Below are 15028 nucleotides of genomic sequence, written 5' to 3'. Positions count from 1 at the left end.
GTCATGGCAAGGCGTAGCGACTGGAGGAAGAGGTCGGCCAGCGCGTCCAGGTGGCGGCGGCGGAACCGGGCGATCGAGCGGAAGTCGGGAGCCTGATCGGCGGCCAGGAACCGGAACGCGACATCGTCGACGCATTTGCGCTCGATCGCCCGCGAGGAGCGGATGCCGGTGGTGTAGCCGTAGATCAGCAGCCGCACCATCAGCCGGGGGTCGTAGGGCGGGTAGCCCCGCTTCTCGGTGTAATCCGCGAGGATCGGCCCGAGGTCGAGCAGCTCGTCGACCAGGTCGGCGACAAACCGGGCCAGGTGGTCTTCCGGCAGCCAGTCATCCAGCGACGGCGGCAGCAGCGACACCCTGTGCGGGTCGAACGCCCGGAACGTCTTGTCCGCCGCCGCCGCACGACGCGGCGGCTGTTTGCCCTCGGCCGGCCCGGCCTCGAACAGCCCCTCCTGATCACGCATACCGGGATCATCCCGTACGAGTGATCACCAGCCACACGCGGGTGCCGGTTACTGTGACTGAGTACACATTGCGCATCACGGTTGGCCACGCCGCACGCCTTGCAGCATTTCCCTCGCGGCGCCGATCCTCGGGTCATGGAGTTCGCCGTCTTCATGACCTTGCCCGGACTGGTCATCCTGCTGACCGTCGTGGCCTTCGCGGATCAGCTGCTTCTCCGTGCTGGGCGGGCCGGCATGTTGCCGTGGCGGAACAGCGCCCGGCAGGGTCAGATATCGGCGACCGGTTTTGAGCAGCTCCACGCAAGCTTCTCGCCGGGCAAGCAAAACGAACTCAAGGAGCGGCAGTCCGCCCTGGTCATGCGGGACGACGAGGAAGACGGGGCGCCGCCGAACCGGACGACGGTAGACCTCGATGGCGGGATCGCGGTCGTCCGGATGCCGCAGGCCGACCAGTAGAACGCCGCCCAGTACGCGGTGGTGCACGCCCATCCGGGCACAGGGCGGCAAGCCGGAGGCCAACTGAATGACTCGGTGGCCAACCGAGACGCTCGGCCACAGTTACTGACCCACGCTCCTAGCTCCCCGAGGAGCTGCGGGCCTCGCTGATGAACGTGTCCGCGTGAGCAAGGCGCTTGTGCGCTGGATCCATGGGCCTGGCCGGCCAGCGCATCCCGTACGGGCGATGGTGCACGGGGCCGTGGCGCTGTTGTGTCGGCCGGGATCAGAGCACCCGGCTCGTCCCGGCCGCCGTCTACCCGCACTTCATGAATGCGCCGGAGGGCATGGGTCACGCGGTCTGGGCGCGAGGGCGTTCGGTGGTCCACATCAGGGCCGCCAGCACAGGGAAAGCAGCCGCGGTGAGTGTGAGGGCGGGCCAGCCTCCCGCGTGGTAGGCGTACGTGCCGGCCAGAGAGCCGACCGCGCCACCGAGGAAGAAGGTAGCGATGTAGACGCTGGTGATCCGGGCCCGGGCACTGGCGTCCAGTTGGTAGATCGTGTGCTGGCCGAAGATCAGGGAGCACTGGACGGCGGTGTCCAGCAGGACCGCGGCAAGGACGAGCACCACGATCTGGTGACCCGCCAGGCCCGCCCACACCAGGACGGCCGCAGCGAGCAGACTGGCGACCGGGGTGAGCCGGTGGACGTACCCCTTGTCGGCGAGGCGTCCGGCCAGCGGGGCCACCAGCGCGCCGCCGGCCCCGACCAGGGCGAAGATACCGACGCCCAGCTGGGAATAGTGGAACGGCGGGCTCATCAGTACGTAGGCGATGGTCGACCAGAAGGCGCTGAAGCCGGCGAAGACACAGGCGTGGTAGATGGACCGGCGGCGCAGCTGGGGGTGGACACGGACCAGCCGGGCGGTGGAGCGCAGCAGGGCGCCGTACGACTGGTTGCTGGTAGGGGGGTGGCGGGGCAGGGCCCGCCGGAGGACGAGCGCGAGGCCGGCCATCAGCACCGCGGAGATCAGGTAGACGGCGCGCCAGCCTGCCGCCTCGGCGATGATGCTGCCCACCGTACGGGAGAGCAGGATGCCGGCAAGGAGTCCGCTCATTACGCGCCCGACGACGGCACCGCGCATGTGGTTCGGGGCGAGGTCGGCGGCGTAGGGCACCAGGATCTGGGCGACAACCGAGGTCGCGCTCGCGATCAGGGCAGCCACCAGCAGCACGGCGAAGCCGGGAGCCAGCCCGCCCGCGGCCAAGCCGAGTGCGGTGATGGCCAGCAGGATCTGGACCAGCCGGCCATTCTCGATGCGGTCGCCGAGCGGGACCAGCAGAAGCATGCCGAGGGCGTAGCCGAGCTGGGTGACGGTGATCAGGCTGCCGGCGGTCGACACCTGGAGATGGAAAGTATCGCGAATGATCTCCAGGAGCGGCTGGGCATAGTACAGGTTTGCCACGGTCAGCCCGCAAGCAGTGGCCAGCAGCAGGATCAGCCAGCCGGGCGGCGCGCCGACGGCGGCCGGGGGACGGGAACCGGGGGTGGCATCCTCGTCGGGCGCCCCGGGCTGGGGTGCCCCGGCACAGGCCGCGGCGAGGGCGGGCGTCGGCCGGGAACCGGCGGCAGGGTTCGCTGCGGGTGCAGTCCGGAGGTGCAGAGCGCGCATCGGTCCTTCTCCTCTGGGGGGACACGGGTGTAGCCCCTGTGACGTCGGCGGTGGGTCACGACCCCTGGAACGGCATGGCCGTCTCCAGGGCCGCGGACCGGCGCATCTCCATGGTCGCCCCCAGAGCCGCCCCGGCGCCCCCTGCGATCAGCCCATACGACGGAGGACCGATCGGCCGGGGACCACGGAACGCACGCCGGGCGGGCAGCGCTGCACGGACCCGGAGGAAACTCGGGGCCCGACCGGCGCGGGTTGCTCATCGGCAAAGGGGCTCGGTGAGTGCGCGACGACGCTGGGTAACGGAGTAGGGCAAAGGACTGTCGGCGCACAGACCTCAGCCGGACGGCGGCGAGCGCGGCACCGATCACTCCGATCACGACGCGTGGACCGCTTCGGGAACCGTGTCCCCCGGAACCTGCGTGACCTCTTGATGTGTTGTCGGCTGGTGGTGAAGCAACCGGAGGGGACCGGATGAGAGCGCGGACGATGGCGAGCGTGGCGGTATCGGCCTGTGTGGCGCTGGTCGCGTGCGCGTGCGGTCCGGAGAAGGCGACGAAGGACACGGACGCGAAGCCTTCGCAGTCGTCCGCGTCCAGGCGGGCGAAAGAGCCGTCGGCCACGCCGTCCGCGTCCGCTCGGCCCGACAGGCCCTCGGCCACCCCGACCGGCGACCAGCCCGCACCCAGGACGAAGGAGGGCGCGATCCAGCGGTACGAGGAGTACCTCCACGCCCTCGGCCGTGAGGACATCGACACGGTCTGCGACGTGGCGGGGCCCGCTGCGAAGAAGGCACAGGACCAGGGGCTCGGCCCGTGCAGGTCGACGTACGCCGCCGTGTTCCAGATGATCTCCCCCGCGCAGAAGAAGGCCCTGCGGACCGCGACGGTCGACCCGCAGCGCGTCGCCGTGCGCACTCCCGACAAGATCGAGATGCCGGTCGAAGCGGTCAGGGCCTCCGCCACCTTCTCCGAGAGCGACCTCGGCAGCTACACCCTGGAGTACCTCAAGAACGACTGGTACATCACGGACTGAACCCGACGCGCGCTACGCAATTAGCGATGAAGCCCTCGCCTTCGGCAGGATGGGCGCCATGACCGAGATCCGAACCCCCCGCCTCCTCCTCCGCCGCTGGCATGACGACGACCTCGCGCCCATGGCGGACATCAACGCCGACCCGCGGGTCATGCACTGGATCGACGACGGCTCGGTGCACGATCTGGACCACACGGCGGAGGCCATCGAGCGATGGGAGGAGGAGTGGGACGAGGAGGGCTTCGGCATCTTCGCCGTCGAGCTGCTGGCCTCGGGTGAACTGGCCGGCTTCACGGGTCTGTCCGTGCCCGAGTTCCTGCCGGAGGTGCTGCCCGCCGTGGCGATCAGCTGGCGGCTGGGCTCACAGTTCTGGGGTCAGGGCTACGCGTCCGAAGCTGCCCAAGCCACCCTGGAGTTCGCGCTCCAGGACCGTGGCCTCGACCGCGTGATCAGCATCAACCGGGTGGGAAACGATGCCTCCGAGAACGTCATCCGCAAGCTCGACATGGCGCCGGAACGCGTGACGGCACACCCGGTGTACGGCTATCCGCTGCGCGTTTACTCCATCGATCTCACCGAGTTCGAGGCGTGACCGGCCGAGCGTCGGATCACTACGAGATCGCCGACCGTACGTCCGCGGCCGCATTGATCGCCACAAGGCGGGACTCCCAGGCGAATGTCTCGCGTGCCCGTCGCTGACCTGCGCTGACCTTCGCTGACGAACGCGCCTCGGCCTCGCCTGCGCCTGGGCAGGTGGGCGGTCGGGCGGTGATGCTCATCCCGCACCGCGCACGCCGGACGCGGAGACGCCATGCTTCTGCCAGGACCACCAGCGCATCCCCGCCGATGTGCGGCAAGGCCGACGGATCACTCATGGCCCGGCAGATCGGCGAGATGCTGAGAGTGAACGTCAGCGTGCGGGCCAAGCCGGGAGCCGCCTGTGACCCGATGTCGACGGCCACGCAATTTCCCCACACAAGTGCTCCAACCCGTCGACGCGTCAGACAATGAGCCTCTTCCAACCTGGGTGCGGGAAGAGCGGTTGGCGTAACGCAGTGATGAAACTCCTGGTAGATGGTTTGTCGACCAAGATCAACCTTCTCTGCCAGGAGCTTCGCGTGCTTGTCCTCCCATCCGGGTTGGATCTGTCCACTTCCGCATTGCGCTTGCTGTGCCGGGAGTTGGCCGCTCTGCGGCGACGGATCGGGACTCGCTGGCGGCGGTTGACCTGCAGCCGCCAGGCGCTGATGGCTCTGGCCCACCTGCGCTGCGGTCACACGTTCGCCCAGCTCACGGCCGGGATCGGCATCGGCCTGGCCACGGCCCACCGCTACGTCACCGAGGCCGTGGACGTCCTGTCCGCTCTCGCTCCCACGCTCCAGCAGGTCATGGCCGTCGCCGTGCGCAAAGCGTTCGTGATCGTGGACGGCACCCTGCTGCCCATCGACCGCATTGCGATAAACCGCCCGTTCTGCTCGGGCAGGCGCAAGAAGCACGGCATGAACGTCCAGGTCCTCGCCGACCTGTTCGGCGGGCTCGTGTGGGCCTCGCCAGCACTGCGAGGCGCCGTCCACGACATCAAGGTCGCCCGCACCCACGGTGTCATCGAGGCCCTCGCCAGGGCCGGGGGCGATGCTGGGCGGACAAGGTATGTCAGGGGGCCGGCGGCACGGTCCGCGTCCCCTAGCGCGGCCGCCAAGAGAAGCTCTCCGCAGGCCAGAAGGCCGTCAACCGCCCCCACGCGAAGATCCGCGCTGTCGGTGAGCAAGCGATGGCCACCCTCAAATCCTGGCGACTGCTGCGCAAGCTCCGCTGCAGCACCAACCGCATAACCGACCTGGTCAAGGCCATCCTCGCTCTGCAGGTCAACGCCTCAGCATGAAGAGGCAGCACCCTCCGGGACGGGTAAGCAGGTGTTCGAGAAGCCGGAAACCTGGTGCACTGACGGCATGAAGATCTTGTCGCCCCGCGTCTTGCGAGCCCTTGAACAGCTCAATGCCGCCTACCCCTGGGACCACAACGCGCACTACCACCGCTGGATCTTGCGGCAACTACCCAAGCGCTTCGACAGCGCCCTGGACATCGGCTCAGGAACTGGGGACCTCGCAAGGCTTCTGGGCCGCCGCGCCAACAAGGTGCTCGGAGTCGACTCCGATCCAAGAATCGTTGCCCAGGCCCAACATCTGACGTCCCCGGACGCCCCCGTGGCCTTCACCGTCGCCGATGCCATGACGGACACCCCTTCTGGCCCCTTCGAAGTCATCACCTGCGTGGCGACGATCCACCACCTGCCGTTCGCCCAGGCACTGACCAGCTTCCGAGGCCTCCTGGCCCCCAGAGGACGCTTGGTAGTTGTGGGACTGTCCCGTGCGGAGACCCGAGGGGACCACCTCCTCGGCCTGACGTCGGTCCCGCTCAACCCGGCTATGGGCTGGCTGAAGAACAAGGGCAGGCGCTCTCCACAACCGCTATCGATGACGGCACCGACACGCGCGGCCGACATGACCTTCAAAGATCTTGCCCGTGAAGCCCAGGACCTCCTCCCTGGCGTGCAACTGCGCCGCCGACTCTTCTGGCGCTACACGCTCGTATGGCACAACCGGTGAAAGCCCGCCGCCAGGACCAGGATCGAACGGCTCTGGGTGCTCGGGCGCGCAACAAAGCTCACTCTGAGCCCTTCAACTCCGGACGGTCACACTTCGCCGCTCGCGCCCATGACCAGATTGGAAAAGGCTCAATGGATGGGCTGTCCGGCTGGCCCATCCGGCGGATCGCTTCCAGCGGATGGGGAGCTGCCCGGCTCTCCTGCTGGAATCGGCGATAGAAGTCGCCCATCACTGCGGCGACCGGCGCGTAACGGACAAGAACTGCCGCCAGCGACGCTGGAATTCCGGCCGGAACCACCCCTCGGGCGCAGGTGCGCACGAACGCCTTGCGTTCCTCCGGCTCGTATCCGTACAGAGCGACGGCCAGCCAGTTCACGAAGTGCGTGACGGTGTAGCACCGGTCGTAGGTGCGATGCTGGTCGAAGAAGTCGGCCTCGTCCTGTGTGAGTTCGAAACGGGAGGAGATCGCGAGGCCGTAGTCGGCGAAGAAGAGCCGCCGGCCGTCGGTCAGGATGTTCTCGAAGTGGGCGTCGAAGTGCAGCAGCCCGCGGGCGTTCATGAACGAGACGCCGGCTCTCAGCTCGTTGTCCACCATGGCGCAGGCACGCTCGGCCGCCTCGTCACCGGCCTCGATCCGGCCGCCCAACCAGTCGTGCAGGTTCTGCGGAATGTACTCAAGGAACAGCATGAGGCTCGCTGTGGACTGCTGGAGGCCCTCGATCCGGCTGCGTACCTCCGACCCGCCTCCCCAGTAGGCGACAGCTCTCTCCACATCGGCGAGTTCCTCGGGAAGTGGCCGGCCAAGGTCTGGAAGCACCCGCCAGTGGTACATCAACGGGAAGCCCTCATAGTCTCCCGCGATCACCCAGTCCGTCGTCATGGTGTGCACGGCCAGCTCCCGCCAGGCTCCGAACCCCGGGGCGCCGATGGTTCCGACGCCGTAGTGGCAGAAGGCAGGCAGTCCGAACAGATTCGCCGTGGAGTGAACGTTCTCCGCCCGTCGCTCCAGATCGGTGAGGCGTATCTGTTTGACGAAGACCGAGGTTCCGTCGACCTCCAGCAGCATTGTCTGCCCGCCGATGCCGGAACCGATCGGTGTGGCGGCGTCCACAAGCTCACGCAGTCCGCGGTCACTGCACAGCGCCAGCGAGGCGGAAACGACACCGTGGGCGGCCAGACGAGCACCGCGGAACATATCAGGTCTCTTCACCTGTGCCTCCAAGGCGGAGCCCAGCCTCTCGGTGCAACTGCTTCTGCAGACACCGGGACTGGAGCTGAAAACCACCCTCCCACGTCGCATGATGGTGATGATCTCCCCCTTCCTCACACCAGACCTGCTGTCCAATGAGCGTGGCAGCTGGGCCTGCTACGACCCGAGGAACCTCCCAGGTGCCTGATCACCCTGTCGGCGACACACACCTGACACTGCGTCATGCAGGCACGACGGCCCGCTCACCAGAACGCCCGCATCGATCACTCGGCTGGAAGCGCAGAAGGTGGTGGCCGTCAGCGCGGCTCGAACGCTCGATTGACTTGCCGCAACGTCACCAGGTTTCGCCATGGCGCGAGGCCGAGTTGGACTGGGCCCGACCATCCCTCCTGGTCAGCGTCCCTCATTGGACTTTCTGCTGATGGAATTCCGCGTCCATGGTTCGGAAAGTGCATTGAGTGCAGGGGTGCCGAAAAGATTGGATTGCCGAGGTCGAGACGTGGGAGTCACTCCCCGGCGTAGAGAAGGGGGTATCGACATGGGGTCGCATTGCGGCATCGACCTGGATGAGCACCGGCCGGCCGGCCGATGAGCGCCCGGCTCCCTCGATCCGCTGGGCATCACTCCAAAATTGGGTGCGCGGGCATTCTGGTACAGAAGGAAACGAATGACATCCATGCTCAACGGCTGCACGCCGTGGCCCGAGGAGTTCGTCGACCGCTACCGGGTGGCCGGGCACTGGCGTGGCCATACGCTGGACAACCTGCTGCGCGGCTGGGCCCTGCAGTACGGACCGCGGACCGCGCTCGTGCACGACGGCACCCGCATCACGTACGCGAAGCTCAACCGCCGCGTGGACCGCATGGCCGCCGGATTCCGGCTGCGCGGCCTCCGGCCCGGGCAACGGGTCGTCGTCCAGCTACCGAACGTTCCCGAGTTCGTCATCACCGTGTTCGCGCTGATGCGCGTCGGCGCGGTCCCCGTGTTCTGCCCGGTCTCGCACCGCGCGCCCGAGGTGTCCCACCTCGCGTGGGTCACTGAGGCCATCGGCTACGTCGGCCCCTCGACCTACCAGGGCTTCGAACACACCACGATGGCCGCGGACATCGCGGCCCGAGGTCCCTTCCTGCGGCGGGTGTTCACCTTTGAGGCCACCGGCACCTCGTCCCCGGACGGCGGCTTTGCGACCGACACATCGGGGTGCCACTACTTCCCGCTGGCCTCCCTCGACTCCCCGCCCGGTCCGGCACTTGCGCAGAGCGCCGACCAGGTGGCCTTCTTCCTGCTCTCCGGCGGTACCACCGAGGCACTCAAGCTCATTCCGCGCACCCACAACGACTACGCCTACCAGGCACGTGCCGCCGCCGAGCTGGTGTCACTCACCGAGAACGACGTGTATCTCGCCGCGCTGCCCGCCGAGTTCAACTTCACCTTCGGCTGCCCCGGCATCATCGGCACCCTCTCCATCGGCGGCACAGTAGTCCTGGTCGAGAGCCCGGAACCCGCCCAATGCCTTCCGGTCATCGAACGAGAGCGGGTCACCATCACCTCGGTCGTGCCCGCCGTCGCCCAGCTCTGGCTCGACGTACTCCCGACGATCCAGGCCGACTTGAGCAGTCTGCGTCTGGTGCAGATCGGTGGCGCACGCTGGCACCGGGCGACCGCCGAACGGACGGGCCCCGAATTGGGCTGTCGCCTGCAGCAGGTCTTCGGCATGGCCGAGGGGCTGCTCACCCTCACCCGGACAGACGATCCGGACGAGACCGTGCTCACCACACAGGGCCGCCCGCTCTCGCCCGACGATGAGATCCGCATCGTCGACGTCGACGGCAAGGACGTGCCCGACGGGGAGCCCGGCGAACTCCTCGCCCGGGGCCCGTTCACCCTGCGAGGCTACTACCGAGCGCCTGACCGCAACGCGCGCTCCTTCACCGCCGACGGCTACTTCCGCACCGGCGCCCTCGCGCGGCGCACCGCGGACGGCAACCTGGCTGTGACCGGCCGCCTCGCGGGACACCCGGACGGCCATGAACATCCGTCTGGCCTGTGACGGACAGGGCCGGACACGCCCTGGGCGCATTGACTCAGCAGCGCGTGCACCGCGTTGCCGATGGCAGTCGCCATGGTGATGCAGGGCGCCACGGAACATCACCCGCGCCGTGGTCTTTGCACCACGCTCACCGGATGCCGAACCACCGCGTCGAACAGGTAGCCCTGCGTGTTGGGCACGGCGATGTCCGGCTGAGTACGACCGGCCGTGTCCGTGGCGCGGGCCAGCAGATGGGTGGCGCCCGGTGCGTCGGGCTGCCAACCGAGGGACCAGCGGGTCCAGGTCCCGGCGCGAGGCCGGTCGTGCAAGCGGGCGGGCCGCCAGTCGACGCCCCCGTCGGTGCTGACGTCGACCCGGGCGACGGCGCCCGTACCCGACCACGACCGTCCGTGCAGTACGTGTCTGCGGCCCGCCGTGAACGTGGCCCCGCTCGCCAGCTCGAATGCGCTCTTCGTAGTCTGCCGGGTCAGCGGCGCACTGCCGCCCTCCGGGTAGGAGGGGCCGAACAGCCGGTAGAAGGTGGTGTTCCAGGGAGAGAAGAGCGGCTGCGCGGACACCTCGATGTCGCCTACCCACTTGATCGACGCGATCCCCACCCAGGACGGCACCAACACGCGCACCGGATACCCGTGGTCGTACGGAAGCCGCTCACCATTCATCTCGTACGCGAGCAGTACGTCGTCCAGCGCCTTGGTCAGCGGCAGCGGGCGGCGTACGCGGCCCAGGCTCTCGCCGCCGCTGACGTACTCGGCGTCCAGACCGCGCGGCTGCAGGTCGACGGCGTAGCGGGACAGTCCGGATCTGCGCAGCACGTCGGCGAGGCGCACCCCACGCCAGCGTGCCACCCCGATCGCTCCCAAGGTCCACGCGGTGCCGGCGACCGTCTCGCCCTGCTGAGTCGTGTAGTAGGAGCGGCCGTTTCCGGTGCACTCGACGAAGGCGGTGCGGGTGACGGCCGGCAGGGCTCGCAGATCGTCGTACCCGAACTCCACCGGCCGGTCCTCGCCGGGGGTGCCGCGCAGCCCGCTCCCCCACAGCCGCAGCCGCCAGTCGTCGGCGTTCAGAACGGGGGTGGCGGTGTGGTTGCGTACGAAGAACAGCTCGTTGGGGGTGTGGTGACCGGTTCCGCGCAGAGCGTCCCAGCGGGTCTCGGCGTTGGTGCCGCGCTCGATGAACCACTCGGGTGGCAGGTGCTTGACGATCGGCCCGTCGGCAGCGTGGGCGGGCTGCGTGGCACCGAGGGCGGTCCCGGCAGCGGTGGCGGCGAGCAGAGTGAGCAGCCTGCGGCGGGTGACTCCGTCGGCCCTGGCAGCCCCGGCGAGCCACTGACGCAGTCTGCGGCGGTCATAGTCGGTTTCGTGGCGGTGACCGGCGGGAGTGCGAGACGGCATGGCGGATCCTCGTCATGAGAGGCGGAAGAGCACGACAGGGGTCGGTGCAGGCCATGGCACGGGCATCCGTCAGTACGGCCGCGCGACCTAGACAACCGGCTTGCTCAGCAAGCACGTTGACAGAGATACGTCAGGAAGCGCGTGGTCAGCCGGTCGCCCGACACAGCGCGGCGGCCACGCGGACGAGGTCCACGGCACGGCGGCGGGTCAGAGGCTGCGGCAACGGCATGGCGGGATGCAAGCACGCGGGGCGGAAGGTGTCAACGGAGCGTTCGCGTCAGGAAGTCCCCGGCGCACCAACAGCTTCAGGGCCCGGACGTCGCTCGGGTGCACGACGACCATTCGGCGGCGGGGCAGCGCGAACTGGCGGCTCGGGAACACCGGCGGCTGGCGTCGGGATGACAGAGCCTTGCGTCTGCAGCCAAATGACGTCAGGCACAGGACACTTCACGGATCGTCTCAGGCAGTGGGCTGACGCACCTGGGCTCCACCCCGATGACCTCGCGGTAGGCACAGGCGTCATCGCCGAAGTCGCCCATGGCGGAGTGCCAGGTGGCGCGACGCCCGCCCAGTCCGTTGCCGAGCACTGAGGAACGGTCGCACTCGGCCTCGGCCTTCCTGCCGCGCGGCGCACTGCTCTCGCGATCGAGGCGGACTACCGCACGTCGAGCCGATCACCTCGCGGAAGCGGTCCTGGTGGGCTTGCGTACGCCCGTCACCGGGTGCGGGGCATGCACGATCAGGGTGATGGCGAGGAACTTCATGACGCCGCACGTTCGTCGCGTGCCTCGTCCGGGTGGGCGAGGCCGAGATGGTCGCGCAGGGTCGGGCCCTCGTACTCGGTGCGGAAGACGCCCTGTTCCTGGAGCAGCGGGACCACCTTGTCAGCGAAGGGGTCGAGGCCTCCGGGGGTGATGTGCGGGACGAGGATGAAGCCGTCGCTGGCGTCGCCCTGGACGAAGTCGTTGATGGTCTTCGCCACGGTGGCCGGGGAGCCGATGAAGGCCTGGCGGTTGCCGGTCTCTATCACAAGGTCACGGATGGACCATGTGTTGGCCGCGGCCAGTTCCCGCCACTCGCGGGCGGTGGCCAGCGGGTCGCGGTACATGCGCACCTGGGCGCGGCCCTTGGAGATGTGGGTGTCGCTGACGTCCGGGTCGATGTCCGGCAGCGGGCCGTCCGGGTCGTACGACGACAGGTCCCGGTTCCACACGAACTCGAGGTGCTTGATGGCCGTGGCGCCGCTGACCTGCTGGCGGCGCACCTCCTTGGCCAGGTCCTCGGCCTCGGCGTCGGTGTCGCCGAGCACGAAGGTCGCGGCCGGGAGGATCAGCAACTGATCCGCCCTGCGGCCGTACTTGGCGAGGCGTGCCTTGACGTCGGTGTAGAAGGCCCGGCCACCGTCGAGGCTGCTGTACCGACTGAAGATGGCGTCGGCGCTGGAGGCGGCGAACTCCCGTCCCTCTTCGGAGTCGCCGGCCTGGAAGATCACCGGGCGGCCCTGCGGGGAGCGCGGCACGTTGAACCGGCCGTGGATGTCGAAGTGCTGTCCCCGGTGCACGAAGGCCCCGGCCTTCGCGTCACGCAGGAAGGTGCCGGTGGCCTGGTCGGCGAGGATCTCGTCACCGTGCCAGGAGTCGAACAGTTCGTTCGCGGTGGCCAGGAACTCCTGGGCGCGGGAGTAGCGCTCCTCCTGTGGCAGAAAGCCGCCGCGGCGGAAGTTCTCGCCGGTGAAGGCGTCCCAGGAGGTGACCACGTTCCATGCGGAGCGGCCGCCGGACAGGTGGTCGAGGCTGGCGAACTGGCGGGCCACCTCGTAGGGCTCATTGAAGGTGGAGTTGATGGTGCCGGTCAGCCCGAGGTGCTCAGTGACGGCGGCGAGCGCGGCGAGGATCGTGAAGGTGTCGGGGCGGCCGACGACATCCAAGTCGTATATGTGTCCGCCCTGTTCGCGCAGCCGCAGCCCCTCCGCGAGGAACAGGAAGTCGAACTTGGCACGCTCGGCGGTCCGGGCGAAGTGGGCGAAGGAGCTGAACTCGATGTGGCTGCCGGCGGCGGGGTCGCTCCACACGGTGGTGTTGTTGACGCCGGGGAAGTGGGCGGCCAGGTGGATCTGCTTCAAGGGCTTGCTCATGTCGTTCGGTCCCTCCGGCTCAGACGGTGGCCGCGGCGGCGGCATAGCGGTTGGCGGGACGCGCGAGCCCCAGCAGTCCGCGCAGGGTGTCGGCCTCGTAGGACCGGCGGAAGGCGCCCCGGCGTTGAAGTTCGGGGACCAGGCCCTGTGTGATTGCCGGGAGGTCGTGGTCGGCGACAGCGGGCCGTAGCCGGAAACCGGACAGTCCTGACGACTGGAGTTCCTGCAGCAGATCGGCGAGTTGGCTGGGGGTGCCGGTGAATATCAGGGCGTCACTGGTGTACGGGTGTCCCGCGAGGGCGTCCAGGCGCTCCCGACGGGCCGCGGCCCCGGCGGGATCGTCGTCAAGGAAGACCACCAGGTCACCAAAGATGTGCAGGGTCTCGTCGGCGCGGCCCACGGCCGTCTGTTCGGCGCGGATCTCCTCGACGATGGCACGGGCCTGGCCGACGTCGTGCGGGGTGACGTAGCCGATGTCAGAGGCCCGGGCCACCAGCCGGTAGGGAATGGTCGCGTGGGCCAGAGCGCTGACGATCGGCTGGCCCTGCGGCGGGCGGGGCGTGATGGAGGGGCCCTTGACACTGAAGAAGCTGCCCTCGAAATCGATGTGGTGCAGCTTGTCCCGGTCGACGAAGCGACCGGTGGCCACGTCCCGGATCTCCGCGTCGTCCTCCCAGCTGTCCCAGAGCCGGCGCACGACCTCGGCGTAGTCGGCGGCCTCGTCGAAGGCGTCAGCCACCACTTTCTGCACAGCAGGCGTGTCGTACTCCTCTCTGTGCAAGGGCGGGAATGTACGACGCCCGAAGTGCGCGGCCTCGTTCTGGCGTGCCGTGATCTGTACGCGCAGGCCCGCACGGCCACTGCTCACGTAGTCGAGGGTGGCGATCGCCTTGGAGATGTGGAACGGCTCCGTGTGGGTGGCCACCACCGTCGGCACCACACCTATGTGGCTGGTCAGCGGGGCGACCCGGGCGGCGATGAGGACGGCGTCCAGGCGACCGCGGACCTGGTCGGTACGGCCGTCGGGCTCGGTGAATGACGAGGACTGGAGGCCGAGGGCGTCCTCGATGGTCACGAAGTCGAGCAGACCGCGCTCGGCCTCGGTGACGAGGTCGGTCCAGTAGGCGGCGGTGAGCAGTTCGTGGGGGCGGGCGACGGACTCACGCCAGGCGGCCGGGTGCCAGCCGGCGCCGTCGAGGGCGACAGCAAGGTGCAGAGAGGAAAGTGACGAGGACACGGAGTGGTGCCTTCCTGATCAGCCGTACGAGGGAGCCGCCCCCGTACGAAGGGTGCGGCTGTGAGGAGAACGGGTCAGGAGCAACAGAGCGCGCCGGCCACGCGCAGCAGGTCGATGTGCGGCCGGGAGTACAGGTGCAGGCGGCGGGGCGCGGCGGATTTCGCGACGTGGTGAGCGGACACGGGACGCATGTGCCTCACCTCCGCTCCTCCGATCCAGCGACGCCGGGGTCCGGTCGGCCTCGCCCTCGCGGCTCGTCGAAAGGGCAGCCACTCGCTGGTCACCGAGCACAACAGCACGGCTATGCCTTTTCTTCCGGGTATCCGGCTTCCTGTTCGTCCCGGCATTGCGTTGCCGGCTGTCCGCCCGGCGTGCGGACGGGCGCGAACCGCATGCGGCGGCGCAGGGTGAACCCGATGGGACTCATAGAGCCGGATCGCGTGGGTGTTGCTCTCGGGGGCGTGGAGGAATGGGTGTCGCCGCGTTCCCTGAGCCCCGCCGCGACCGCGCGGACCAGCCGGGTGGCCAGGCCGCGGCCGGTGGGGGTCCCCCCGCTCAAGCGAAGCCGAGAGTGGGGGGGAAGTCCGGGTGGGTGCAGACGGCGCTGATCTCGGTCCAGCCCGGTGGGCGGAGGCGTTCGCCGGCCAGGGCGATCAGCCGGCCGCGGTCCCGGATGCCGAGACAGGTGCCGAGCTCGACGGTACGGCGCAGGAAGGGGCCCGGCCGGGTGACGGCGATCAGGCCGAGGATTTCGGGCACGTCGGCGGGTCCCAGTCGTACCGGCGGAGTCCGATGGGCGG

14 protein-coding genes and 2 pseudogenes are annotated in these 15028 nt (G+C 68.8%); 6 read left to right on the top strand and 10 right to left on the bottom strand.

The window, feature by feature from the left end:
• On the bottom strand, positions 1 to 443 hold a 443-nt coding region (locus tag ACIRU3_RS44395; RefSeq protein ID WP_404069624.1), incomplete at its 3' end, for a transposase.
• Positions 444 to 596: 153 nt separating this feature from the next.
• On the opposite strand from ACIRU3_RS44395, the gene ACIRU3_RS44390 reads away from it, so the two are divergent.
• Positions 597 to 917 carry a DUF6191 domain-containing protein gene (locus tag ACIRU3_RS44390; RefSeq protein ID WP_404069617.1) on the top strand — a complete coding sequence of 107 codons (321 nt, stop codon included), beginning with the start codon at positions 597 to 599 and terminating at the stop codon, positions 915 to 917.
• 331 nt (positions 918 to 1248) lie between these two features.
• On the opposite strand, the gene ACIRU3_RS44385 is transcribed toward ACIRU3_RS44390, so the two are convergent.
• Positions 1249 to 2568, bottom strand: coding sequence for an MFS transporter (locus ACIRU3_RS44385; protein ID WP_404069615.1), 1320 nt, complete (start codon positions 2566 to 2568; stop codon positions 1249 to 1251).
• Between the two features lie 471 nt (positions 2569 to 3039).
• On the opposite strand from ACIRU3_RS44385, the gene ACIRU3_RS44380 reads away from it, so the two are divergent.
• Positions 3040 to 3600 carry a hypothetical protein gene (locus ACIRU3_RS44380; RefSeq protein WP_404069613.1) on the top strand — a complete coding sequence of 187 codons (561 nt, stop codon included), beginning with the start codon at positions 3040 to 3042 and terminating at the stop codon, positions 3598 to 3600.
• Positions 3601 to 3658: 58 nt separating this feature from the next.
• Entirely contained in the window at positions 3659 to 4192 is a 534-nt protein-coding gene (locus ACIRU3_RS44375; RefSeq protein WP_404069611.1) for a GNAT family N-acetyltransferase, read from the top strand.
• A 19-nt stretch (positions 4193 to 4211) separates the two neighbouring features.
• Here ACIRU3_RS44375 and ACIRU3_RS44370 read toward each other — a convergent pair whose 3' ends face one another.
• Positions 4212 to 4562: a hypothetical protein gene (locus ACIRU3_RS44370; protein WP_404069609.1), complete on the bottom strand. Its 351-nt coding sequence runs from the start codon at positions 4560 to 4562 to the stop codon at positions 4212 to 4214.
• A 156-nt stretch (positions 4563 to 4718) separates the two neighbouring features.
• Here ACIRU3_RS44370 and ACIRU3_RS44365 point away from each other — a divergent pair.
• Both ACIRU3_RS44365 and ACIRU3_RS44360 read left to right on the top strand, forming a co-directional pair.
• A pseudogene (locus tag ACIRU3_RS44365) lies at positions 4719 to 5482 on the top strand (transposase family protein).
• Between the two features lie 67 nt (positions 5483 to 5549).
• Positions 5550 to 6206: a class I SAM-dependent methyltransferase gene (locus tag ACIRU3_RS44360; protein ID WP_404069622.1), complete on the top strand. Its 657-nt coding sequence runs from the start codon at positions 5550 to 5552 to the stop codon at positions 6204 to 6206.
• A 58-nt stretch (positions 6207 to 6264) separates the two neighbouring features.
• Here the strand turns inward: ACIRU3_RS44360 and ACIRU3_RS44355 are convergent, their stop codons facing one another.
• Entirely contained in the window at positions 6265 to 7401 is a 1137-nt protein-coding gene (locus ACIRU3_RS44355) for a protein kinase family protein (protein WP_404069621.1), read from the bottom strand.
• Between the two features lie 682 nt (positions 7402 to 8083).
• Between ACIRU3_RS44355 and ACIRU3_RS44350 the strand changes: the two genes are divergently transcribed.
• Positions 8084 to 9466: a (2,3-dihydroxybenzoyl)adenylate synthase gene (locus ACIRU3_RS44350; protein ID WP_404069607.1), complete on the top strand. Its 1383-nt coding sequence runs from the start codon at positions 8084 to 8086 to the stop codon at positions 9464 to 9466.
• A gap of 98 nt (positions 9467 to 9564) precedes the next feature.
• Here ACIRU3_RS44350 and ACIRU3_RS44345 read toward each other — a convergent pair whose 3' ends face one another.
• From ACIRU3_RS44345 to ACIRU3_RS44320, 6 genes and pseudogenes are all read right to left on the bottom strand, one after another.
• A complete protein-coding gene (locus ACIRU3_RS44345; RefSeq protein ID WP_404069605.1) occupies positions 9565 to 10857 on the bottom strand; it encodes a sulfite oxidase in 1293 nt (430 codons plus the stop codon).
• Positions 10858 to 11002: 145 nt separating this feature from the next.
• The gene (locus ACIRU3_RS44340) at positions 11003 to 11086 is read right to left on the bottom strand and encodes a putative leader peptide (RefSeq protein WP_404069619.1); all 84 of its coding nucleotides are present in this window, start codon (positions 11084 to 11086) and stop codon (positions 11003 to 11005) included.
• Between the two features lie 531 nt (positions 11087 to 11617).
• Entirely contained in the window at positions 11618 to 12991 is a 1374-nt protein-coding gene (locus ACIRU3_RS44335) for an NtaA/DmoA family FMN-dependent monooxygenase (RefSeq protein ID WP_404069603.1), read from the bottom strand.
• A 19-nt stretch (positions 12992 to 13010) separates the two neighbouring features.
• Entirely contained in the window at positions 13011 to 14228 is a 1218-nt protein-coding gene (locus tag ACIRU3_RS44330; protein WP_404069601.1) for an LLM class flavin-dependent oxidoreductase, read from the bottom strand.
• Positions 14229 to 14302: 74 nt separating this feature from the next.
• On the bottom strand, positions 14303 to 14419 hold the full coding sequence (locus ACIRU3_RS44325; protein WP_404069599.1) for a putative leader peptide: 117 nt from the start codon (positions 14417 to 14419) through the stop codon (positions 14303 to 14305).
• A gap of 110 nt (positions 14420 to 14529) precedes the next feature.
• Positions 14530 to 15008: pseudogene (locus ACIRU3_RS44320) on the bottom strand (GNAT family N-acetyltransferase); the annotation flags it as partial.
• Positions 15009 to 15028 lie beyond the last annotated feature (20 nt).

It is taken from the genome of Streptomyces sp. NPDC101151, from assembly GCF_044768335.1.
Lineage (GTDB): Bacteria > Actinomycetota > Actinomycetes > Streptomycetales > Streptomycetaceae > Streptomyces.
The sequence above is the reverse complement of the archived record's forward strand: the minus strand, read 5'-3'. Positions and strand labels throughout refer to the sequence as shown.